This is a genomic window from Anabaena sp. 54 (assembly GCF_017355725.1).
Lineage (GTDB): Bacteria > Cyanobacteriota > Cyanobacteriia > Cyanobacteriales > Nostocaceae > Dolichospermum > Dolichospermum heterosporum.
Genome location: NZ_JAAVWA010000029.1, coordinates 21680 through 46244, shown reverse-complemented (window position 1 = coordinate 46244; position 24565 = coordinate 21680). Strand labels below are relative to the sequence as shown.

Below are 24565 nucleotides of genomic sequence, written 5' to 3'. Positions count from 1 at the left end.
ACTTAGGAAGACCTTTACCTATTCGCTAAATATTGATACATTTCCCATCTAGCATTAACTTCCATTTGCGCTTGTTCTAGCAACAACTTGGCAACCTCCGGTTTACTTTTCGTCAACATCTTAAATCGGTTCTCTTGATACATTGACTTCTCCACGGATTCAGAAGGTGCTTTCATATCCAATTGTAAGGGATTTTTACCCTGTTCTTGTAATGCTGGATTATAGCGATATAACAACCATCTTCCTGAGTCTACTAGAGCCTTTTGCTGATGTAAACCTTTGGTCATATCAATCCCGTGAGCAATACAATGACTGTAAGCAATAATGATTGATGGACCGTCAAAAGCTTCCGCTTCTAAAAATGCTTTGAGTGTATGTTCATCACGCGCACCTAACGCTACACTCGCCACATAAACATTACCATAAGTCATCGCCATTAAACCCAAATCTTTCTTTGGTGCTGGTTTTCCGCCAGTTGCATATTTAGCAACTGCGGCTTTTGGTGTGGCTTTAGAAGATTGTCCTCCAGTGTTAGAATAAACTTCTGTATCCATTACCAAAATGTTCACATTGCGTCCTGTGGAAATCACATGATCAATTCCACCAAAGTCTATATCATACGCCCAACCATCACCCCCAACTATCCACACACTTTTCTTGACTAAATAATCAGCGAGGGATTTGAGATTTTGGATTTTGGATTTGAGATTTGCGTCTTTTATAGTTTCCGCAATCTCAGCTAATTTGTGGTTGAGAATGACAATTCTTTCCCGTTGGTCCCAAATATCAGCTTCGGTTTTTTGTTCAGCTTTGAGAATGGCATTAACTAAATTATCGCCAATTTCACTACTTAATTGTGACAATAATTCTCCTGCAAATTCCGCTTGTTTGTCTATAGATAAACGATAACCAAAACCAAATTCGGCGTTATCTTCAAATAAACTATTAGACCATGCAGGACCTCTACCGTCAGCGTTTTGACTCCAAGGAGTTGTGGGGAGATTTCCACCGTAAATGGAAGAACAGCCGGTGGCGTTGGCAACGAGTGAGCGATCGCCAAACAATTGTGTTAATAATTTAAGGTAGGGCGTTTCTCCACAACCAGCACAAGCACCGGAAAATTCAAACAACGGTTCTTGTAATTGCTGCTGACGAATTTGGTTTACTTTCAAAGTTTTCCGGTCAGGATTTGGTAAATTCAAAAAGAAGTTCCAATTTTCCCGTTCTTGTTCCCGCAACGGTAATTGCGGACTCATATTAATCGCCTTGCGGGTGGGTTCTGCCTTGTTTTTGGCAGGACAGACGCTAACACAAATTTCACAGCCTGTACAGTCTTCTGGCGCTACCTGAATGGTGAATTTCTGGTTAGCAAAGCTCTTATCTTTGGCATTAGTGGACTTAAAAGATATGGGTGCGTTGACTAACTCACTGGATTGATAAGCTTTGGCGCGAATAGCAGCATGAGGACAAACCATCACACATTTACCACATTGAACGCAGACATCAGCCTCCCAAACGGGGATTTCCTCCGCAACGTTGCGTTTTTCCCATTTTGCAGTTCCACTGGGGAAAGTTCCGTCAGCAGGTAACGCACTTACAGGTAAATCATCACCTTCCCAGACCATGATTTTGCTGAGAACATTCTCGATAAATTTGGGTTTGGTAATTGCTAATTGCGTTTCTTCCCTATTACCTCTTACCAATGACCTATTACCGACTTCATGGAGATTTTCTAGAGTGTTGTCTACGGCTTTCAAATTCATCTTGACAACTTCTGCGCCTTTTTTACCATAGGTTTTTTCTATGGCTTGTTTGATTTTAGCGATCGCTTCTCTTTCTGGCAATACCCCCGCTAAAGCAAAGAAACACACCTGCATGATAGTGTTAATTCTGTGTCCCATACCACTATCTTTTGCCACTTGACTAGCATTAATAGTATAAACTTTCAGGTTCTTGTCAATAATTTGCTGTTGAACTTTTGAAGGTAGATTTTCCCAAACCTGATCAGCATCATAAGGACTATTTAACAACAAAGTCGCTCCCGGTGCAGCAGCTTTTAAAATATCAATAGTTTCCACAAATCCCCAATGATGACAACCGATAAAATTAGCCTTGTCTATCAGGTAAGTTGAGCGAATTGTTCCAGTTCCAAACCGTAAATGAGAAACTGTCATAGAACCGGACTTTTTAGAATCATAAACAAAGTAACCTTGGGCGTTATTTTCTGTACCTTCCCCGATGATTTTGATGGAGTTTTTATTTGCCCCTACTGTACCATCTGAACCTAAACCATAGAACATTGCCCGAACCACATGATCTGGTTCTGTAGAGAAATTGGCATCAAAATTCAAAGAAGTGAAAGTGACATCATCATTAATCCCAATTGTGAAATGATTTTTGGGTTTAAGTTGAGTCAGATTATCGAAAATACTCTTCACCATTGCCGGAGTAAATTCCTTAGAAGACAGTCCATATCTGCCCCCAACAATTTTCGGGAATGTAGTTTTTTTCCACCCTTCATAAATAGCTGTCACCACATCTAAATATAAAGGTTCTCCTGCACTTCCAGCTTCTTTAGTTCTATCAAGGACAGCAATAGATTTAACACTATTTGGTAATGCTTCTATAAATCTGGCTACATCAAAAGGACGGAAAAGCCGCACTTTGATAACTCCAACTTTTTCCCCTTGATTGTTGAGATAATCCACAGTTTCATGGACAGTTTCACAACCAGAACCCATAATTACAATTACTCTTTCTGCCTTGGGTGCGCCATGATATTCATAGAGTTTGTAATATCTGCCTGTGCGTTCTCCAAATTTATCCATTATTGTTTGAACAATATCAGCACAACCATCATAATAAGGGTTTGCACCTTCACGAGATTGAAAATAAACATCAGGATTTTGTGCTGTTCCTCGTAATACTGGTTTATCTGGAGTTAAGCACCGTTGACGATGTGCAAATACTAAATATTGGGGAATGAAAGCTTGTAAATCCTCATCAGATAACAACTCAACTTTCTGCACTTCATGGGAAGTTCTAAACCCATCAAAAAAGTGCATAAATGACACTCTTGCTGCTAAAGTTGCCGCATGAGAAATTAAAGCAAAATCATGACTTTCCTGCACAGAAGCTGAACACAAAAAAGCGAAGCCAGTCGCCCTTGCAGCCATAACATCACTATGATCACCGAAAATAGATAAAGCATGAGTAGCTAAAGAACGGGCAGAAACATGAATGACAAAACTGGTTAATTCTCCCGCAATTTTGTACAAGTTAGGAATCATTAATAATAATCCCTGAGAAGCGGTGAAAGTTGTACTTAATGCCCCCGTTTGTAATGCCCCATGGACAGCAGCAGCAGCCCCTCCTTCGCTTTGCATTTGGGTAACACTGGGAACAGTTCCCCAAAGATTTGGTTTATTTTCTGACATCCAAGCATCAGCCCATTCACCCATATTTGAAGATGGGGTAATCGGATAAATAGCAATTACTTCATTCAATTTGTAAGCTACACGGGCAACAGCTTCGTTACCATCAATTGTGGCATAAGATTTGGGCATGATTTTCCTTCTGTGTGTCTCTTTTCTGTTTGTTTCAATTTTTCCGTAGGGTGCGTCAGATTGATAAATAGTCGAATTTAAGTATGATTTAACGTCTGACGCACCTTACTAATCTATGCAGAGAAACCAAAAAGATAAGCATTGAAAACAGCTAAAGTCAGGAAGTTAATTTGTGATATTTTCTACAGTTTTATTAATTATCAATTATTACTCATGAATTATTCTGACTTTTAGCCAATATTTTGATTATAGCAAATAGTAAATCTTCTGGATATATCAATATTAATGTTGTACTCAATAGCTATAATCTTTGATTTATCAAAGTTAAATGATTGTCATGGGGTGGAGGTGCGGGAAGTTTTTGGGCAAGATAGTTGACAGTTATACAAGGTTTTACAGTATAATTTAAAGTTAATCACCTGTATTAACACCCAATCAATATCAATTATGACTTATCGAGATCCTGAAATTGAAATTGAACTATTACGCCTAAAGAGTGAGTTAAATATATCTGGAAAGAATAACAGTCAAAGTAATTCTCAATCTCAATGTTTAGATGATGTTATCACTAAGTTAAATCACCTTGTGGGAATGGAAAATGTCAAAAATGATATTAACACTTTTATCAATTTTCTCAAAGTTCAGAAAATGCGTCAGGAACAAGGTTTACCAAATATTTCTATTTCCCTACATTCAGTATTTTGTGGACCTCCGGGAACTGGTAAAACCACAGTTGCACGTTTAATGGGTGAAATATATAGAGAACTAGGTATACTTGCTAAAGGCCATGTTGTAGAAACTGATAGATCAGGTTTGGTTGCAGGTTATGTTGGACAAACAGCTTTAAAAGTAGATGAAGTTGTAAATTCAGCATTAGATGGAGTATTATTTATTGATGAAGCTTATACACTAGCACCAGCAGATTCAGGAAAAGATTTTGGACAAGAAGCGATAGATACTTTACTCAAAAGAATGGAAGACTATCGAGATAGGGTGGTTGTGATTGTCGCTGGTTATAGTGATGAGATGTCAATATTTATTAATGCTAATCCAGGGTTACAGTCGAGATTTAATAGATATTTTTATTTTGAAGATTATAAACCAGAAGAACTATTAAATATTTTTGAGGGAATATGTAAGCAACAACATTATAGAATAACCCCAAGAGGTAAAGAAAAACTTCTGAAACACTTCACAAAGTTATATTTTGAAAAAAACAAAAGTTTTGGAAATGGTAGACTTGTCAGGAATATTTTTGAAAAAACGATTGAAAGACAAGCTAATAGATTAGTTAAAATAACCGATGTTAATAAGGAAATGATGATGACAATTACCTGGGAGGATATTTAATAACTATATATCAATCATCTTTTTGACGTTATTAGCTGATCTTGTAGGGTGCGTTAATGAAATGTAACGCACCCTATTGATGGGGTATTTGTTTAAAAATGGGAATCTTAACCCACTATCACCATATTCGGTGCGTTACACTATCGCTAACATACCCTACTTGATAAATAACTTTGGCATTTCTGAAATTTCCTAAAATTGCGATCGCTCCCGATGCTTTCGCATAAGTTACTATCGTACTATTATATCATTTACATCAATTAAAAAACTTAAATAGTGCGATATTATCGGTTAATCTTAGGGAACACCAAAAAATAAATTACCCAATTTTGTGGGATAGGCATCCTGCCCGTCCTTGATGATTAGCGGGCTTTTCGTCCCGCACCACAAGAAATTTTTGGGGATTTGATTTCTTGGAAGTCCCTTAGATAACAGAACCCAAGATTATGAGAAAAAATTAAATAAAACTACTCATTATCTCTAATAACTTGTTGTATTGGTTCATTTGATGACGAAATTATTACATTTCGCTGATATTTTAGGGGAAGTTAATGAAATGTAACGCACCATTCATCTGTTTAAAATTAAAAACATCTCTTTAAGTGCGATTATTTATTTTCTCGGTTGAGTTAAGAGGCTATGCTATAATAACGTATACTGTCAAAAATATCTCACAAAAATATGAACAACACATCTCTAAAAGAAAAAACTGCCTTTAACCGCATTTCAGCAATCGTAAAATATTTGATCGCTAATGACAGTGTGTATCAAGAAAGATTGGAACAAGATAAAATGATTCAGAAAATGTACGAACTTTTTACTAAACCAAATTCTGGTGATGATATAGATACAATTGCTGAAGATGACTTAACAGAAAGAATTAGTAAAATGTTAGCTGTAGAAGCAATCAGTGGTTTGTTAAATGATTTTACACCAGAAGAAATGGCAATATTTGATGAATCAGTGAAACGGAAATAATTCAATGGGATATCTACTAGATACTAAATTCTCAAGGAAAATCCAAAAGTAACCAATCAGCTAGAAAGTTTAAATCGTCAAAACGAGGAAGTTTTCATTAGTGGGATTACTTACTATGAAATTGAGCGAGGACTCTTAGCAGTTAAAGCGGTAAAGAAATTATCAGACTTTGAAAAATTTTTGAAGAAATACCAAGTTTTACTCTTGGACGATATGGCAATTTTTCAGAAAGCGTCAGAAATCTATGCTGATTTAAAACAAAGAGGTTTACCAATTCAAGATGCAGATATATTTATAGCAGCTACGGCTATTATTCACAATTTAATTGTAGTTTCCCATGATTCTGATTTATTAAGAATAAAAGAATTGCAATTGGAAGATTGGTTACAAGAGGAATTAAATTAAATCATTTTTAATCAACCGTTTTTGCAAAGCCGCAACAACAGCTTGAGAGCGATCGCTCACTTCTAAATTTTGTAAGATAGCATGGACGTGTACCCTAACCGTTCCTGGTGTAATATAAAGTGCAAGGGCAATTTCTTGATTAGTTTTCCCCGCTGCCAAAAGAATAGGGTTTAGCATTGTGCTAAACCCCTACAAATTACAAATTATTCAACTGCTACAGATTTCGCGGGTAAGTAGGTGAACACAATAAAACCAATCTGTGTAAAGAAAAGTAAAATCGCCCAAACCCTCTTCACTCTTGCATGAGTGCCTCTTGCCTCTTGCCTTGCTATAACGACAATTTTCAACGCCAACCTACTTAATCTCTGGCTTTTAAGTAGGTGAACACAATAAAACCAATCTGTGTAAAGAAAAGTAAAATCGCCCAAACCCTCTTCACTCTTGCCTCTTGCATGAGTGCCCCTTGCCTTGCCATAACGACGATTTTCAATGCTAACCTACTTACTTCTGGGAAACTTCTAAATTTTGCAACCAAACAACTAAATTATCAAAACTTGCAAAATCTAAAAACACTTCAGTTAAAGCTTCCAATTGTTCCAGAGATAACTTCTCAATCTGCATTTTTAGCTGACTAGGAACTTCCCCAAATCTTTTCGATAACAACCGCAAAATCAGTTTTACTTCTCCCTCCTGTTTACCTTGCTGCATACCTTGCTGCATACCTTGCTGCATACCTTGCTGCATACCTTGTTGCATACCTTGCTGCATACCTTGCTGCATACCTTGCTGCATACCTTGCTGCATACCTTGTTGCATACCTTGTTGCATACCTAATTCGGTCGCTTCTTCTCTGAGTTCTTCATACAAGCGAGTTTGCTGAAAACTTATGCCTAACATTGCTTCTATCTCCACACGACTTAAACGAGTAAACCGATAAGAAATAATCGTGGTAATTATTTCCATTATGCCACGTCTAGCTGTTGGTTCTTGTAACTCCTGCTGACAACGATTGATTAAATATCGTGCTGCTGCTGGGGCTTTGTTTTGTTTTAGAGTTGTCAATACCAACAAACTGACATCAAGGGGTAATTGCTCAAATTCTCCCAACTCATCCAAATATACTCGATGGACTTGTTCCGAACTCAAAAGTGCGCGATAGGGGTGAATGTCCCCTTGTTCCATACTCCGAGTTGGATAAATTAATACCGCTTGCCAATCTTGAAAACGCTCCCTATTTCTGTAAAAATAGAGAAATAACTCCCCAAATAACCGCTCATACAGTCGTTCATCTTTTTGAAATTGCACTTCACAGAAATAAACAATCCCAGGAGTTTCGGTTTCCGGTGGTAAAAACACCCCGTCAATTTCAAACTTTGGTTCTTTCACCGCTACCGAATCAAAGCGATAATTAGCCGCATTTGCGGGGGGATTTGGCAATAACTCAAACAGTATGGTTGGATATGTTTGAAATAAATAATAGAAAATAGAGTCACGTCGCATATTATGATTCTAGATTAATCCTACCCAAAATAAATTCTCCTCTCGATAATTGTTACATACACCAAAAGAGGGAATTATACAACTTTTTTATTTATCAACCTCACAGCAACAAAGTTAAATTTTCTCATCACCATAATGAACACATCAACCACACCATTAACACGCTTAGATTTTTACTACCAGCAAATCAAGACAATTATTTTAGCGCGTCAAAACCCGATTACTGGTTTATTACCAGCAAGTACCGCTATTACTGCTCATGGCGATTATACGGATGCGTGGGTGCGAGATAATGTGTATAGTATTTTAGCCGTTTGGGGTTTAGCTTTAGCCTATCGTAAATTAGATCATGATGATGGGCGAACCTATGAGCTAGAGCATAGTGTGGTTAAATTAATGCGAGGGTTGTTGTTTTCTATGATGCGACAATCCCATAAAGTCGAAACATTTAAACATACACAATCTTTATTAGATGGACTTCATGCCAAATACAATACAGCTACAGGTGATATAGTCGTCGGTGATGATGAATGGGGACATTTGCAACTTGACGCGACATCTATATTTTTATTAATGTTGGCACAAATGACCGCCAGTGGATTATCAATTATTTTTACATTAGATGAAGTGAACTTTGTCCAAAACCTAGTTTATTATATTGGTCGAGCTTACAGAACACCGGATTTTGGTATTTGGGAACGGGGGAATAAAATTAATCATGGTAGTGCAGAATTAAACGCTAGTTCCTTGGGAATGGCTAAAGCAGCTTTAGAATCTATAAATGGATTAAACTTATTTGGTGTTCATGGTAGTCAAGCATCAGTAATTCATGTTTTACCAGATGAAATTGCTAGAGCCAGAATTACTTTAGAATCATTATTACCTAGAGAATCAGGTTCTAAAGAAATTGATGCGGCGTTATTAAGTATTATTAGTTATCCTGCTTTTGCGGTGAAAGATGAGCAGTTACGAGAACGCACCTTGAATGAAATTATTAGTAAACTTGAGGGAAAATATGGTTGTAAAAGGTTTTTGCGAGATGGACATCAAACCGTTTTAGAAGACACCGAACGCCTCCACTATGAACCTGGTGAACTTAAACAATTTGAACATATTGAATGTGAATGGCCATTGTTTTTTACTTATTTAGTTCTTGATGGTTTATTTCGGGGTGAACAAGCACAAGTTGAGAAATATCAGCAACTTCTACAATTATTGTTGGTAGAACAAAATGGGTTACAGCTATTACCAGAAATTTATTATGTTCCTGAAGAAAGTATAGAAGCTGAGAAATTAAATCCTCAGTCTCAGTTAAGATTACCAAATGAAAATATTCCTTTAGTTTGGGCGCAAAGCTTATATTATTTGGGTGAAATGTTAAGCGAAGGCTTAATCTCATTGGGAGATATTGATCCTTTGGGAAGACATTTAAATGTCGGAAAACAGCGCAGTGCTTTAGTTCAAATTGCTTTAATAGCAGAAGATGAAGCTCTACAAACGCAATTAGAAGTATATGGAATTGAAACTCAAACTCCTACCCAAGTTGCACCAATTCAAATTAGAAAATCCGAAGAACTTTCCCAAATTTATACGCAAATTGGCAGAAATGATCAATTGGGTTTAACGGGTCGTCCTTTGCGAAGACTGAGAAGTTTAACGATATCAAGGTTCTTTCGGATTCGAGAGCAAACAGTTGTCTTTTTACCATCATTCCTAGATTCTCAACAGTTTTATTTAACTCTTGATTATCATTTTTTAGTAGATCAAATTAGAGGTGAATTGGCTTATATTCAAAAATACTGGAGTGATTTAGGTCGTCCGACTTTGACTTTAATGATTACTCGAACTATGCTAGAAACTGGTTCTGAAGCATTATTAGAATTAATGCAAGAACTCAAAGATGGTATTTGTAACGGAGTCCATGTAAAATTAGGAAAACTCAATCAATTAATGCTGACAGCAGCAATTCAAAGAATTGATTTTTTGTCAGATGCACAATTCTCTCAATCATCAGTTGCAAATCGGGGAATCCGTTGTTATTACCTGACTTCTCATTTAGAAAAAAGTTGGTCTTTGGGACATACCCAAGAATTCCAAATGGAATGTGAAACTAACTTAGATTTATTATTAAAATATTTGCGCTCATCAGAAAATATTTATGAGCAAATTGAATTACTGCAAACTTTAACTCGGTTACAGGGTTTAGAATTTGATACGGGCTATGCGGGTCCTACCCATGCTGTCACTGTAGCCGATTTACTTGATGAAGTTTATATTAAAGCCGGGGATTTAGGTTTGTGGGCGGTGGTACGACGGGCTGCGGGTTTACGCCAAATGCTCGATATTGGCTTATCAGACGCGATAACGAGTATTTTGGTTCAAGGTAAGCAAATTGCAGTTGGGAGGGCTTATAGTCAGGCTTCTTTGATAGTTGTTCCTATATCTGGAAGTGAGATTACTGAGAAAATTAATAACTTCTGTCGTGAGGATATACGAGATAGAGTTTTAACACAAGAAATTCTCATTTATCTTGGTGTGTTAATCAAGTCAGAACCAGAATTATTTCGTGGATTTCTCACATTAAGGGTTGGTTATTTGATTCTTTTAATTACTAGCGACATAGCCAGAGAATTCATCCTCACCCAAGATGAAGCTTATGAAAGATTAATGCAGCTATCACCTTTTGAAGTAAAAATGCGGTTGCGTCAAGTGTTAACTGGATATAGTGGGGTGAGTAGTTTATTACGTCAACAGGAATCATTGCACGTTAAACAAAAAGAAAGTGACATTGCTTGGGTTGTCCTACCTGTAATTAGTGAAGAAGCAGAAGTTCCTCCTGATGGTTGGCGGAGATTTCGTCAAGCAGAAGGGGCATTAAATCGCGTACCTAAAGACTTTTTTAAACAAGTTTGGCTATTAATGCAGCATTGCAAAGGTTTAGTTATTGGCGATAAATTGGAACGACGGAATCGGTTAGAAAGTGAAATTATGCTTTCGGAAATGACAGCAGGAGAAAGAAATTTTGCTTTATTAGTTGAACATTTGCTGAATAAAATTGAAGCTCCAGAATATCGCCAAGTTAATGTAGAAGCCTTGATGGAATTGGCTGCAATCGTGGCTAATAACCCTAAGTTGCAAATTGAGGAATATATAGTTTTAGATGTGTTAATCGGTCACGCAGTCCGGTTAGCGTGGTTGGAAAATCATCCCCATAGGAGCGATCGCTATGATGAAGATAAAGCCAGTGCATGGCCATCATTTTATAATAGCTCTCCCCAAGATTGTGCCAATTATATTTTGAAGGCGTTTAGGTTCTTAACGGAGTTTGTTGAAGATGTTTAAACTCAAGGCTTTTCCAGCACCTTTCATGTAAAACAGTGAACAGTGAACAGGGAACAGGGAACAGGGAACAGGGAACAGGGAACAGGGAACAGGGAACAGGGAACAGGGAACAGGGAACAGGGAACAGTAAACAGTGAACAGTGTTCACTGCTTATTGCTATCTGGATCAGTTTAGACTACATTTGGCATACACCAATAAGTTCTTGTATTCTTCAATTTTGTGCATTTTTCCCTGTTTTACAAATGATTCAATTATTGGTTGAGCATGACCCCAACCAATTGATTTTGTATAGAAGAGAATTTTGCCATTGGGATTGAGTTTACTCAGAAACATCCCTAGAAGAGATTCTTCATTATGATGCAAAAAAGGTGCTTCTTCAGGCATATAAAATTCGCCGAGATGAAACAGAGAAATTACATCGAGCATCGGTAAAGAACGGTCTGTCAAAGTGTATATATCTGTACAGAGAACTTTGTAATACTTGAACAATAGACGATCTTTAAGAGATAATCGGATATATTCTTGATGTTCGGGTGCAGAAGCGGTAATCCCAATAATTTCATTGGGTTGAGAAAATTTCTGATTTGCCAATCCTAGAATATGATGAGAACCTGTTCCAAAATGAAAGATAGTTTGATCTTGGATATTATGATTTTGTAAATATTCAACTAATTCAAGATCACATGGACAACGTTCTGGTTGTAATCCCCAAGATGATTTTTCGCGGTAGTAATCAGCGCCAACCCATTGTGGTAAAACTGGGCGAGAAAAACTTAAAAAATAGTAAAGTCTTGCTAAGTGGCGATTTGTAAAAACTATCCCCCGAACGGTTTGTCTAATACTATTAACCATGAATTAATCAACCTCAATAGTTGGGAAAAGATGTTTTTGATATGTTGGATAAAAGACGTACTCAGTTAGAGGATGTTTGAAAAGTTTTTAATGTATCAATAAACCCCTCTCCAAACCTCTCCCCGACGCGGGGAGAGGCTTTGAAACCCCCCTTCCCTACAAGGGAATGGGGGAAGGGGGGTTAGGTTTCGGAGATTGTCGGTTTCATCTAATACTTTTCAAACAACCTCTTAGGATGCTACAAATATTCATCAGCAAAACTACAATAAAGCTATATAAAGTTAGCCCAATTCAAATTTATTGAGCCAAGTAAATTGACATCCCGGATTATTTTTGTAATTGTTGTGCTTGATGGCGACAGACAAATGATTACTGATGATCTGCTTGAAGATTGAGTTATCCTAGATGGATAAAATTCATCAAAATCCCTGACAACCTGCTCTATGTGATCACCCTAAAAAATACTGGGTGGTGAGTTTCTAGAACTTAGGCAAGTCTAACATAGGAAAAATAAAGCTAACATCAAGTACAGATGAAAGTTTAATTAACTTTTGCTATCTGTGGGCATTTTTGATAAACCCCTACAGAATATAGCCATCCTATTTGATTGGTGTCAGAGTCAGATCCCCGACTTCTCAGAGAAGTCGGGGATCTTATTGTAAGCTCAAATCCCTACCACACCTCGTTCCTAGTCAGAGACTAGGAATGCGGTTGATGAGGCTCTGCCTCTAATATCATTGAAGGCAGAGCCTTCTGGAATTCATTCCCAGTCAGAGACTGGGAATCAGATGAACATCCTCTAATTTAAGCTTCAATGACGACGCGCAAGTTACCGCGTTTTTTAGCAACTCGACAAGCGGTAGTGCTACCAACTCGTTCAAATTCTAAATCTAAAATTGTGCCACCAATACGCAAGTTATGAAAAGATAAGTTGTTAATTGATTCTGGTAAGGCTGGGTCAATAATTCGCAAACAATTATTCTGTGCGTCTGGGACTAAATTCACCATCATTTGCAATAGTTGAAAAATGCTACCTGTAGCCCAGGCTTGGGGAGTACAAGCAACGGGATACTGGACGGGAGAATTATCACCGTTCATTTCATAGCCGCAAAATAGTTCTGGGGGGCGTTGATAGGGTTGCTGGGAGGTCATGTTGAATAACCCTTGAAATAGTTCCAGCGATTGATCAATTAAACCGAGCGATCGCAATCCCATTGCAATCATAGAATTATCATGAGGCCAAACTGAACCAGTATGATAACCCATTGGATTATAAGCAGGGGACAAACTACTTAAAGTTCTAATTCCCCAACCATTAAACATATCCGCCGCCCGCAGTCTTTCCGCCACACTATAGGCTTTTGCAGACGTAAATATCCCCAAATTTAAACAATGACCAGGATTAGAACTAATACTATCTACTGGTTTACCTTCTCCATCTAAAGCCAAAGCACAAAAATCTTCATCTTCTAACCAAAAATCCTGGTTAAATTTAGCCCTGAGTTGTCTAGCTTCTTTTTGCCAAAGTTCTTCTAAATCTGGACGTTGTTGGATTTTGGCAATTTCTGCAAGGCGGTTTTTCGCTGAATAGACATAAGCTTGCACCTCACACAGAGAAATTGGACCAATGGCTAATTCCCCTTTGCGGTTGACAATACAATCACCCGAATCTTTCCAACCTTGGTTAATTAAACCACCTTTAGATTTGCGAGCATAGCTGAGATAACCAGTTTCCTGGATTTGACGATCAATCCAACCCATAGCCGCTAAAGCATTTGGCCACAGTGCTTCTAGGGTTTCTTGATCATGAGTCCAACTGTAATATTCAGCATACAACATTAACCACAGCGGCGTAGCATCCACAGTCCCGTAGTAGGGTGTATGGGGAATTTCTTGACATCTCGCCATTTCTCCCAACCGCAGTTCGTGTAATATCTTACCCGGTTCTTCTTCCCGCCAAATATTATCCGTTTGACCTTGATATTCTGCCAATAGTAGCAAGGTTTCTTTGGCAATTTTGGGATTCAACATCAAGGTTTGGGACGCAGTAATGATGGAATCTCGACCAAATAGAGTAGAAAACCAAGGGACACCAGCAGAAACAGTTTTATGTTTGCCAAAGGACTGAAGCAACAAATATATATCTTGTTCAGCCCGCGATATGACGCGATTGAAAAGACTTTTATCGGAGCTAATCCGGGTAATTTGCTGCAACCAATTTTGCTCCTCCATTAATTCAGCAGCTTTTGCCTGTGACAAAGTAGAGGCAGAACTGATAGTAGAACTAGGTTTGTTATCAGTGAACATCTTCAGCCGATAACCTAACTTCTTAGTTTCATGAGCCGCCAATTCTATCCGCCAAACCGCCGTATAACCGTGAAACCGATTTGGTTGCAAATGCTGAAATTGAATTAGAGACTCCATGATCGAACCATCTAAGCCCTGATATGCTAGGGTAAGGGATTCTTCTTTGTATGATTGAGAAGACACAGGTGCAACATGATCAGATGTTGGGTTGTTTAAGTGTAAAAGTCTTCCCCGTTTTTGGCGGTGATGACCTCTAACTTCAAATAAATCCACAAAATCAGCTTCAAAACTCAGACTCAATTCAAAAACAATGCTGGTAGTGTTGTAATTAGCAACTTCTATTTCTTCAAATAATGCCCCATTCAGAACCAGTTCTCGACGAATACCCACAGTATCAGCCTTAAAAAGATTGTCTAAATCAGGATTGGTGCATAAAACCGAGAGGGCAAATCCCTTGTCAGCGTTACTACTCAGTAGTATAGGCGATCGCCCCTCAATCTGTAACTCCAAACGACTCAAAAACCTTGTATCACGGCAAAACATCCCCATACTAGGAGTGCTACCATAAAGGTAACAATCGGAAATATTCCCCATCGTATCTGTCACCAGGAATAAATCATCATCTTTAACTGTAATGGTTGGCTGTGGTCTTTGACTGACAACACAAGGCCATTCGGAAATCTCTTTTTGGTCTGCGGGAGTAAAAGTTCTGTTGTCGAGGACAATTGTTTCTGGAGTCATCAATGTATCCGGTGTCATTAGCCAGAGTTACCTATACAGGTGTAAATTTGCTCAAATCAATACTGTTAAAAGAGAAAAGTAATTAAATCAAAGACAATGAATTTCTATAAATGTATACCTTATTAATTAGAAGTCAAGCCTGAAAACTGGCTGTTTTCCAATAGTTTATTCCTTCCTCAACATTGAGAGGTGCTAGGGGTAGAGAATACTTACTCAGGCATAAAATCTCATAAAAGTAGAAAGAGGTGAATAAGAAATACTCACCACCTTTGTTTCTTTTCATACAGAACCAATAAGATCCCCGACTTCTCTAAGAAGTCGGGGATCTGACCACCTTAATTTTGTTTAACGAAACCATTATGTCAACAACATCAGAAATTGCCGTTGAGTTTCAAAATACCAGTTTTGCCATTAATCACCGTCCTTTGTTATCTAACTTAAATTTGAGCATTCATCAAGGGGAAGCCTTAATTTTATTAGGACGTAGTGGTAGCGGGAAAACTACAACTTTAAAATTAATTAATCATTTACTTGTCCCCACCCAAGGACAAGTTTTAGTCCAAAATCGTCCCACAACTAACTGGGATGCCATTAAACTGAGAAGACGGATAGGTTACGTCATCCAAGAAACAGGTTTATTTCCCCATTTTACCATCGCTGAAAATGTCGGACTTGTACCATCTTTAGAAAAATGGTCACCACAGAAAATTCAAAATAGAGTCTATGAAATGTTAAACTTAGTGGGATTAGAACCAGAAAAATTTGCTCAACGTTATCCCCATCAATTATCAGGAGGTCAACGTCAGCGAGTGGGAGTTGCTAGAGCTTTAGCCGCAGATCCACCTATCCTATTAATGGATGAACCTTTTGGCGCACTTGACCCAATTACCCGTTTAGAATTACAACAACAATTTCAATATTTACAACAACAATTAGGAAAAACCGTGATATTCGTCACCCATGATATTCAAGAGGCCTTCTTTTTAGCTACAAGAATTGGTTTAATGGATGAAGGGAATTTAGTTGTATTAGGAACTAGAAGAGAATTTCTCCAATCTCAACATCCAGAAGCAAAAGCATTTTTAGCTTGTTTAAATACTAGTAATAATTGGGAACAACTTAATTAGAATGAATATTAATTTAATTTTTGTAGGTTGGGTTGAACGAAGTGAAACCCAACATTATCGGCAAGATAGCAAGGAGTATTGGGTTATGCTTCCGGCACACTACGTGAACCTTCCTTAACCCAACCTACAATAAATTTTGTTTTAAATAAAGGAAACAGTAGATCCATTAAAAGTAGATAAAGAAATCCAAAAATTATGTTTTTATTTCAATACGGCACAGAAATAATTATCCACAGTGGAGAACATTTAATATTAGTCATTATCTCCCTAGTAATAGCAATTTCCATTGGTCTTCCTGTAGGCATTCTGATCACTCGTCAATCAAAATTAGCTTCCCCCATTCTTGGTTTAGCAAATGCCATTCAAACCATCCCTAGTTTAGCCATCTTCGGCTTTTTAATTTCCGTACCTTTTCTGGGAGGAATTGGCAAAATCCCCGCCATAGTTGCCTTAACTCTTTATGCCTTACTTCCCATAATTCGCAATACCTATATTGGCATTAATAGCATCAATTCCGCCATTAAAGAAGCAGGTATAGGCATGGGAATGACAGATCAACAATTACTATTGCAAGTAGAAATTCCCCTGGCTTTACCAGTCATTTTAGCAGGGGTAAGAGTAGCCACAGTTATATCCGTAGGAATTGCCACAATTGCTGCTGCTATTGGTGGTGGTGGTTTAGGAGTATTTATTTTTCGCGGTATTTCCACAGTTAATAATGAATTAATTTTAGCCGGAGCAGTCCCCGCAGCTTTGATTGCTTTGAGTGCAGATTTCGGTTTAGGATTATTAGAAAAAAGACTCACCAACCAAATAGAAAAAAAGGGTAAATTTAATCGTAAAATTGCCATTGTTTTAGGAATTGTTTCTTTAATCATAGCTGGATTAATTGCCTTTAACTATCAACAAAAACCCGCAACAATTATCATCGGCTCAAAGAATTTCACAGAACAAGTAATTTTAGGAGAAATATTAGCACAACACATAGAAAATCATGCGAGATTAAAAGTAGATCGTCGTTTTAATTTAGGAGGAACATTTATTGCTCATGAAGCAGTAAAAGCCGGAAAAATTGCCGGGTACGTGGAATATACAGGAACTTCATTTACGACTATTTTAAAAGAAAAACCAATTAGTAATCCTGAGACTGTTTATAAAAAAGTCAAGGAATACTATGATCAAAAATTGAAATTAGCAGTGATGAAGCCTTTAGGATTTGAGAATACCTTTGCCATGATTATCCGCGGAGAAGATGCTAAGAAATGGCAAATTAAAAGCCTTTCGGAAACTGGTAAATATAGTCCACAAATGAAAGCAGGATTTGGATATGAATTTTTAGAACGTGCAGATGGTTATCCAGGATTATCTAAAACCTACAACTTAAAATTTGCCAATATCAAACAAATGGAATTAGGATTAATGTATCAAGCATTAAAAGAAAAACAAGTAGATTTTATTGCTGCAAATTCTACAGATGGTTTAATTCCAGTGTTAAACTTAGTGATTTTGGAAGATGATAAAAAATACTTTCCACCATATCAAGCTATACCTATTTTTAATCAAGAAATTCTCCAAAAATATCCAGAGTTAACAAATACCATTAATCAATTAGGAGGTAAAATTTCTACAACTGCAATCCAAAAAATGAATTATCAAGTAGATAATCAATCTCAACCCGTGGAAAAAGTTGTCAGTGAGTGGTTAAAATCTCAAAAATTATGATTTTCAGATATTTGATTCTCAAAAATATAAAATTTTCTTTAGCTTTTCTTATAAATTTCTGCTCCTCCGATGTCATAGAAAAATACCTTCTTTTTTGACATTATAATTAAAGGGAGTATTTTCATTTTCAAACTTTGCTGAAGAGATGAAGTGACGAGAAATAACAACATCGTTATTTAGACAAATATTTGAGATTATTTGACTTGTTCTATCAATTTCATGATAGGGGTTAATCTCTGATTTCAGAACAACCAGAATATCAATATCAGAAAATTCTTGAGCGTCTTCCCTCGCTTGAGAACCATATAAAATAATTGCTTCCAGTTGGTTTTGATAAAGTTTTTGCAAAGCTTGTTTAACTTCTTGTAATATCAAGTTAAGCTGTGATTTGTTCATTGCGTAAGCGTGGCGTTAGCCATATGGAACGAAGTGAAATGAAGCAATTCCAAGGGTTGTGATTGCTTCCCTTCCCTCGCAATGACTGTAAATATTTTTGTCCAATTACTTATACCGAAGAAAGAATTAACCGTAGATAAGTAGGTGAACACAATAAAACCAAACTGTGTAAAGAAATGTAAAATCGCCTAAACCCTCTTCACTCTTGCCTCTTGCCTTTTGCCTTGCCATAACGACAATTTTCAACGCCAACCTACTTAATTTCTCCATGATGTTCATGAGTTGTCAAACTATCAATTTTGACAACTGAAATTTTCCTTATTTACCACCACATAGTTCCTGGTTCACCTTTAAATGGTCCAACAATATCAGAAGTAATCCACCCTCCGTAAAAATCACCTGTTTGCGCTTTAACTAATTCATCATTCACATAGCAAGCATCCATTAAACTGACATAAAAACTGTAATATTCTTGAATTGAGATAAAATTAGGACTGGGCTGAATATATCGCCAAGCAGCATTATTTATGTATTTATCTCCTACGGAAACATCATAATATTGACACCACCCTTTCCATTCACACCAAGTTTTTCTAGGTGTCTCTATTAAATGTTCTAACTTAATATCTTCAGCAGGAATATAATAACCTGGAGGATGACTAGTTTCTAAAACTCTTTTTCCCTTAGTGGTTTCTGCTAAAACAATCCCATTACAAATAACTTTGAGATGTTTGTCGGTATCTTCTAAAATAGCAGGACGGGGATAGTCCCAAACAGATTCTTGTCCGAGTTTTGGAGGTATAGGATTTGGTTTCATGGTTATTTAATGGATGATTTTGGATCATTATAGTTAGGGCTTGCTGATAGCGTAGCGTGGCGTTAGCCATATAAAGCTAAAACCGTTTATTAATAAAGGTTTTACAGATTTTTATCTCAAAAAAAGTGCAAGGTTTTGGCTGATGGTGTCTCAAAATAGGTGCATTTTTCCCTTAATCCCCTCGATGCTTTGAGGGGAAACCGGAAAAATTAGTTCCCTCCCCAAAGCATCGGGGAGGGTTAGGGTGGGGTAATTTGAGGAATAATGGTGATTCGATAACTTGTGTGTACACCGTAGCCTTGTAAAGGGGGGAAACAATAAAAATCCAGTTCCCTCCCCTTTATAAGGGGAGGGTTAGGGAGGGGTAAAACATTTGATACAGCAATCATGACTTTTCAAACACCCTCTGATTTCTAAATCCTGAATGCTGACACAAAACTTATTCAACTTGACAAAGAATCAAACCAAACCATACTTTTTCATCTGTCCAAGTTTTCACAGTATTTAATCCTTTACTTTGTAATTGTTTTTCCATTGTTCTTAAATCAAACTTGCGAGAAATTTCTGTTAATATACTTTCTCCCTCTAGAAAATGCACCTTTAAATCCAAAATTTCCAAGTTAACCCAATGACTTTTTTGGCAATGTAAATACATCTCAATTTGATGATCAACTTGATTATAAACTGCTTGATGTCTAAATAAACTGATATCAAAGTTACCTTGAAAACGCCAATTCAAATGAGAAAGCATATTCAAATTAAAAGCAGCAGTTACTTCTTGACTGTCGTTATAAGCTGCTTCTAGAATATCTGTAGGTTTTTGTAAATCAATACCCAGTAGAAAGTAATCTCCTGGTTGTAAAGTTTGAGAAACTTGATTTAAGAAACCATCACATTCTTCTGCGTTAAAATTTCCTAAAGAACTTCCCAGAAAAAACAACATCCGCGATTGTAAATAATTCGATTCTAGATGAACTAAAGCTTGTTCATAAGTTCCCAATAATCCATGAATAGCAATATCAGGATACTTTTCTTGTAACTGTAAAACACTAGTTTTGAGAATCCCTCCGCTGACATCAATAGGCAGATATCTACAATTACCAGAAATTTTCTGATAAGCAGTTAATAAAGCTTGAGTTTTAGTAGAACTGCCACTACCTAATTCTATTAACTCACAACAATTTGTAATTTCGGCAATTTCATCAGCGTACTGCTGTAAAATCCAGGCTTCTGTGCGAGTCGGATAATATTCTGGTAACTCACAAATTTGTTCAAATAATTGAGAACCAGGATCATCGTAAAAATATTTAGGTGGTAAACTTTTCGGTTTTTCAGTTAACCCCTTAATGACATCTTTACCATCAATACTTAACTCTTGATAATGATGATCTAAAACGGTTAAAGGTTGTGTAATCATTTTCTAAATCCTCTAAGGTGGCTATAAGATCCCCGACTTCTTTTGTATTTTTGTAAATAAATTACCAATTAATATTCAGAAGTCGGGGATCTCGATTTTATATTTAATCCAAACTTTCAGCCACTCTAAAACCGACGTGCTGATAAAAATAAGGACGAAACCAGTTACGATAACAAGGTAAAGCCATTGTACCATTCGTTGCCCAAGAACCGCCCAACATCATAAAATGTTTATTATCAAAAAAGGGTGCAGATTGATCTGCATAAAGATGATGAGTTTGAAATCCTGGTAAGGGTTTAAATGTTTCGCCTAACCATTCCCAGACATTACCCCGTAAGTCAGAAAGTCCAGATTGATGATTTCCTGAAAACATTCCCACAGGAGTTGGGGAAATGAATTGTAAGTTGAGATTATAATTATTTACTAAACTAGAATCTTCAGATATTGTTAATGCTTGATTCCATTCTGCTTCTGTCATTAACCGAGTGTTTTTACCTTTCCAGCGACAATAAGCTATTGCTTCATAATGGTTAACTTCCACTGGCCAATCTAAAGGTAAATCTAGTTCATCAAATGTGGCACGATAGCGATAGTTATTTTCTTGGTATATCCAGAATTTGGGATGTTGGATATTGTAGAGTTGTTTCCATGCCCAAGATTCAGTATGCCAATAATTGATATTATTGTACCCACCGGCTTGGACAAATTCTAAAAATTCTCCATTGGTAATCAGATATTGACTTGCTAAAAATGGTGGGACTTCTCCTTCTAAATCACCATATTCACTATCCCAAGCAAAAGTTAAATCATCTTGGCGTTTTCCTAATTTCACTATACCACCAGGAATTTCTCGCATTTGATTATGGGGAATTTCTCGATTAGTAGGTGCATAATTCCATCCTTGGGGACGGGTTAAGTTCTCAATAGGTAATTGACGCAGCAGCATAGATGAGGTTTCTAGGTGAATGCGACTATGTTCTATTCCCATTAATAAAGCCCAGATAGGATGCTGTTGATGAATGGGTAAATTTAAAGGAGTTTGATGAATAATTGCGGTAATTTCTGCTCTAGCTTTGTCTCGATATTCCCAAACTTTTTGAAGATCAGGCCAATTAACTCCTTGAATGGCTACTTCTAATTCTGTCGGTGTTTCTGGATCAACGCCAATTTCAAATAGGGTTTCATATTGGGAGTTAATCCGATGTTTGATTAATCCCACCTGCATTAATTTATTGATATAAAAAACAGCCGAATGTCCAAGGTAGAAAATTAATTTATTTCTTAAAGGATCGGGATTTAGATAGAAGGTTTCTTCCTTAATTACACTTTTCATTAAGGTTTCTTCCATTTCCCAGGAATTTTCAAAATAGTTAAGTAGGATTGTTGAACTACAATCATTGAGTTGGGGAATAAGAGCATCTATCATTTTATTGACCTGGTGAATTAATTTCTGGTAATATCTGGATTGATTAATTTTTTTAAATCAAACCAGTGACTAATCCTGGGATTAATAAAATTTTTATCTCAATGATAAATATTTACAGGAATTGTACAGGAATTTTTGTGCAAGAATTATATGCTATGTATTTAATTATCTTATTTTGATACCATTTTTTTGTTTTTAATTAAAATTTAATATTTTCCAGTAAAATCACTACCAGCCGGATTCCTGTATTTAATGTTTTCAGTAAAATTACCAATAGCTGAATTACTATATTGACAAAAACAAATATAAACAATCTTTTTAGGCTAGTCTAAACTAAGTATATTAATTTCTAAGAATACCAATTTTTTGGGCGAGTTTGTTAGAATCATACATTAGCCCCTGTTATAGTGTTTTGGCGTTAGTTGCCAACAAAGCTATATTGGAATCGTCAGTAACCCAGCCCCAAAGGGACTGGCTTACGCAATGACATTGTGTAATTAATTCTATCTCACTCAAATCTCTGAAAACTTCTTTACTCTTGCCTATTGCCTATTGCCTATTGCTGTATGTGTTTAATGACCAGTGACCACTGACTAACGACTAATGACTAATGAGTATTTCTACTTCTGTACTGAGTGATTTACTAGACTCACTCCCCCATCTACGACCTCAGTTATATTTTAAGGCTTCACTAACTGCGCTCTCCCATGCTATGGAGGATCAGGTTTTAGCCGCTAATTTGGATCGTCCTCTGATTATTGCTAGTTTTCAGAAAGAGCGATTTTACCGTCAAGAAGCCCATCGTTATCAAAAACTGGCAGAAAAAAGTAATCAAATATATGTATTATCTGCACCGGAAACGGAGTTTGCTAATAGCTCAGAATATTATGAAAAGATCGCTTTTGAGCATGATGATGCTTTAGCTCAAGAATGGCATTTGCTAGTAGTTGCTGATAATTATGCTACTTGTTTAATCTGTAGAGAAAGCTTGGGTTCTCTGGCTAAAAATCAACATACCTCAGAGATGCTCCCTAACTTGGATATGGATACAGCGCAAAGATTTGAGGGGATTTGGACATCGGAAAAAGGAGTGTGTTTAAAAGCTGCCCAATTGTTATTAGATAGAATTCAGGCGTATCGTCCAGATTTAGCGGAAAAAGTGGATGAAGTGTCCAGTCGGTTGGGAATTGGGAAATTAACAGGTAGGTCAGTGATCAATTCTGATCATGAGTATGCTTGTGATCTTGATACTGACCCGTTTGTGCAGAGGTTGGTGACATATCTGCAAGCTAGTCAGTATAAGCTGCATAAAGCTTACCGTTCGATTGCGGCTCAAGCTCAGAAAGAACGGCTGGTAAATTCGATTAGTACAGCAATTAGGCGATCGCTTGATCCACGGGAAATTCTCCAAGTGGCAGCGCAAGAATTAGGACAACATTTAGGAGCCTGTCGTTGTCTAATTTATCGCGCCCAAGCTACAGATGCCAAAGCTATAATTGAACATGAATTTTTGAACTCTAATATCACATCGGTACTGGGTCAAAGTTGGGAGTTAGAACATAATCCCCTATTTCAGCAGGTGCTACAACAGCTTGAGGGGGTATGTGTGGCTGATACCCTGGGGGACTTTCAAGTCAAGAAATCACCAGCCTTATCCTCAATTGTCAGGCAGTTTGGCGTGCGTTCTTGGTTGATCGAACCCGTATTATATCAAGGGCGACTATTGGGAATTGTGGAGTTACATGATTGCCATTTTCCTCCCCATGAATGGCAACCAGGGGAGTTAGACTTAGTGAAAGCGATCGCCACCCAAATTGGTACAGCCCTGATTCAAGCCGAATCTTTTGCCAATTTAGAAGAACTCAACCAACAACTAGAAGCTTTAGACCGCACCCGGAGTAATTTAATTGCCATTACTGGACACGAACTCCGCACTCCATTATCCACCATTCAAGTTTGTTTAGAAAGCTTGGCTACTGAACCGGATATGCCTTGGGAATTGCAACAAATAATGTTGAGTACAGCCCTTGCCGACTCCGAAAGAATGCGGAAACTGGTACAAGACTTTTTAACCCTTTCTAACTTAGAAAGCGGTCGGGTAGAATGGCATCCTGAATCATTAACCATTCAAGAATGTATAGATTTAGCCCTCAGTCGCTTACGGACACGCTCTAGCCAAGAAAAAATACCCAAAATCACAACTCAAATTTCCGACAACCTACCTTTAGTCAGGGCTGACGGTGATTGGTTAGTGGAGGTAATCGCCAAACTTGTAGATAATGCTTGTAAATTTACTCCCTCTTCTGGGCAAATTATTATTAAAGCCATTAGCAATAGTCAGGAGATGCTAGAAGTCACCGTAGCTGACACAGGGCGAGGAATTGAACCCAACCGCCTAGAAATCGTTTTTGACCGCTTTTATCAAGAGGAAGGGGCATTGCGCCGAACTACCGGGGGAACTGGCTTAGGTTTAGCCATTTGTCGGCAAATTGTCAATGGCTGGCATGGAAAAATTTGGGCAGATTCCACAGGTAAAGACCAAGGCAGTCAGTTCCATTTTACTATTCCCATTGTGTATGGTAGTCAGGAAAATAATTGACAACTGACAACCAACCAAT

The 24565-nt window shown here is 37.3% G+C and carries 14 protein-coding genes and 2 pseudogenes; 7 read left to right on the top strand and 9 right to left on the bottom strand.

The window, feature by feature from the left end:
- Positions 1-14: 14 nt before the first annotated feature.
- Positions 15-3566, bottom strand: a complete 3552-nt coding sequence (gene nifJ / locus HEQ36_RS20645) for a pyruvate:ferredoxin (flavodoxin) oxidoreductase (protein ID WP_168636026.1) — start codon at positions 3564-3566, stop codon at positions 15-17.
- A 447-nt stretch (positions 3567-4013) separates the two neighbouring features.
- On the opposite strand from nifJ, the gene HEQ36_RS20640 reads away from it, so the two are divergent.
- From HEQ36_RS20640 to HEQ36_RS20630, 3 genes and pseudogenes are all read left to right on the top strand, one after another.
- A complete protein-coding gene (locus tag HEQ36_RS20640; protein WP_053539025.1) occupies positions 4014-4916 on the top strand; it encodes an AAA family ATPase in 903 nt (300 codons plus the stop codon).
- Between the two features lie 681 nt (positions 4917-5597).
- Positions 5598-5894: a hypothetical protein gene (locus tag HEQ36_RS20635; protein WP_053539026.1), complete on the top strand. Its 297-nt coding sequence runs from the start codon at positions 5598-5600 to the stop codon at positions 5892-5894.
- 4 nt (positions 5895-5898) lie between these two features.
- A pseudogene (locus HEQ36_RS20630) lies at positions 5899-6299 on the top strand (type II toxin-antitoxin system VapC family toxin).
- On the opposite strand, the pseudogene HEQ36_RS20625 reads toward HEQ36_RS20630, so the two are convergent.
- Together HEQ36_RS20625 and HEQ36_RS20620 are read right to left on the bottom strand one after the other, a co-directional pair.
- Positions 6291-6461, bottom strand: a pseudogene (locus tag HEQ36_RS20625) (LuxR C-terminal-related transcriptional regulator); the annotation flags it as partial. The pseudogenes HEQ36_RS20630 and HEQ36_RS20625 overlap by 9 nt on opposite strands.
- Before the next feature lie 339 nt (positions 6462-6800).
- A complete protein-coding gene (locus HEQ36_RS20620) occupies positions 6801-7799 on the bottom strand; it encodes an Rpn family recombination-promoting nuclease/putative transposase (RefSeq protein ID WP_053539028.1) in 999 nt (332 codons plus the stop codon).
- A 135-nt stretch (positions 7800-7934) separates the two neighbouring features.
- Here HEQ36_RS20620 and HEQ36_RS20615 point away from each other — a divergent pair, with 135 nt between their 5' ends.
- Positions 7935-11141 carry a glycoside hydrolase family 15 protein gene (locus HEQ36_RS20615; protein WP_053539029.1) on the top strand — a complete coding sequence of 1069 codons (3207 nt, stop codon included), beginning with the start codon at positions 7935-7937 and terminating at the stop codon, positions 11139-11141.
- Between the two features lie 166 nt (positions 11142-11307).
- Here the strand turns inward: HEQ36_RS20615 and HEQ36_RS20610 are convergent, their stop codons facing one another.
- Positions 11308-11994, bottom strand: coding sequence for a hypothetical protein (locus HEQ36_RS20610; RefSeq protein ID WP_027400825.1), 687 nt, complete (start codon positions 11992-11994; stop codon positions 11308-11310).
- Positions 11995-12798: 804 nt separating this feature from the next.
- Positions 12799-15060: an amylo-alpha-1,6-glucosidase gene (locus HEQ36_RS20605; RefSeq protein ID WP_168636025.1), complete on the bottom strand. Its 2262-nt coding sequence runs from the start codon at positions 15058-15060 to the stop codon at positions 12799-12801.
- Between the two features lie 341 nt (positions 15061-15401).
- Between HEQ36_RS20605 and HEQ36_RS20600 the strand changes: the two genes are divergently transcribed.
- The gene (locus tag HEQ36_RS20600) at positions 15402-16169 is read left to right on the top strand and encodes an ATP-binding cassette domain-containing protein (RefSeq protein ID WP_053539031.1); all 768 of its coding nucleotides are present in this window, start codon (positions 15402-15404) and stop codon (positions 16167-16169) included.
- Positions 16170-16364: 195 nt separating this feature from the next.
- A complete protein-coding gene (locus HEQ36_RS20595; RefSeq protein ID WP_168636024.1) occupies positions 16365-17891 on the top strand; it encodes a glycine betaine ABC transporter substrate-binding protein in 1527 nt (508 codons plus the stop codon).
- 72 nt (positions 17892-17963) lie between these two features.
- Here HEQ36_RS20595 and HEQ36_RS20590 read toward each other — a convergent pair whose 3' ends face one another.
- From HEQ36_RS20590 to ovoA, 4 genes are all read right to left on the bottom strand, one after another.
- Entirely contained in the window at positions 17964-18287 is a 324-nt protein-coding gene (locus HEQ36_RS20590) for a nucleotidyltransferase domain-containing protein (RefSeq protein ID WP_039204366.1), read from the bottom strand.
- Between the two features lie 322 nt (positions 18288-18609).
- Entirely contained in the window at positions 18610-19104 is a 495-nt protein-coding gene (locus HEQ36_RS20585; protein ID WP_168636023.1) for a DUF427 domain-containing protein, read from the bottom strand.
- A gap of 439 nt (positions 19105-19543) precedes the next feature.
- Entirely contained in the window at positions 19544-20521 is a 978-nt protein-coding gene (gene egtD, locus HEQ36_RS20580) for an L-histidine N(alpha)-methyltransferase (protein WP_168636022.1), read from the bottom strand.
- 103 nt (positions 20522-20624) lie between these two features.
- Entirely contained in the window at positions 20625-21947 is a 1323-nt protein-coding gene (ovoA, locus tag HEQ36_RS20575) for a 5-histidylcysteine sulfoxide synthase (protein WP_168636021.1), read from the bottom strand.
- A 610-nt stretch (positions 21948-22557) separates the two neighbouring features.
- Here ovoA and HEQ36_RS20570 point away from each other — a divergent pair.
- Positions 22558-24546 (top strand): DICT sensory domain-containing protein, encoded by a 1989-nt coding sequence (locus HEQ36_RS20570; protein ID WP_168636020.1) that lies wholly within the window; start codon positions 22558-22560, stop codon positions 24544-24546.
- The last annotated feature ends 19 nt before the right edge of the window (positions 24547-24565 follow it).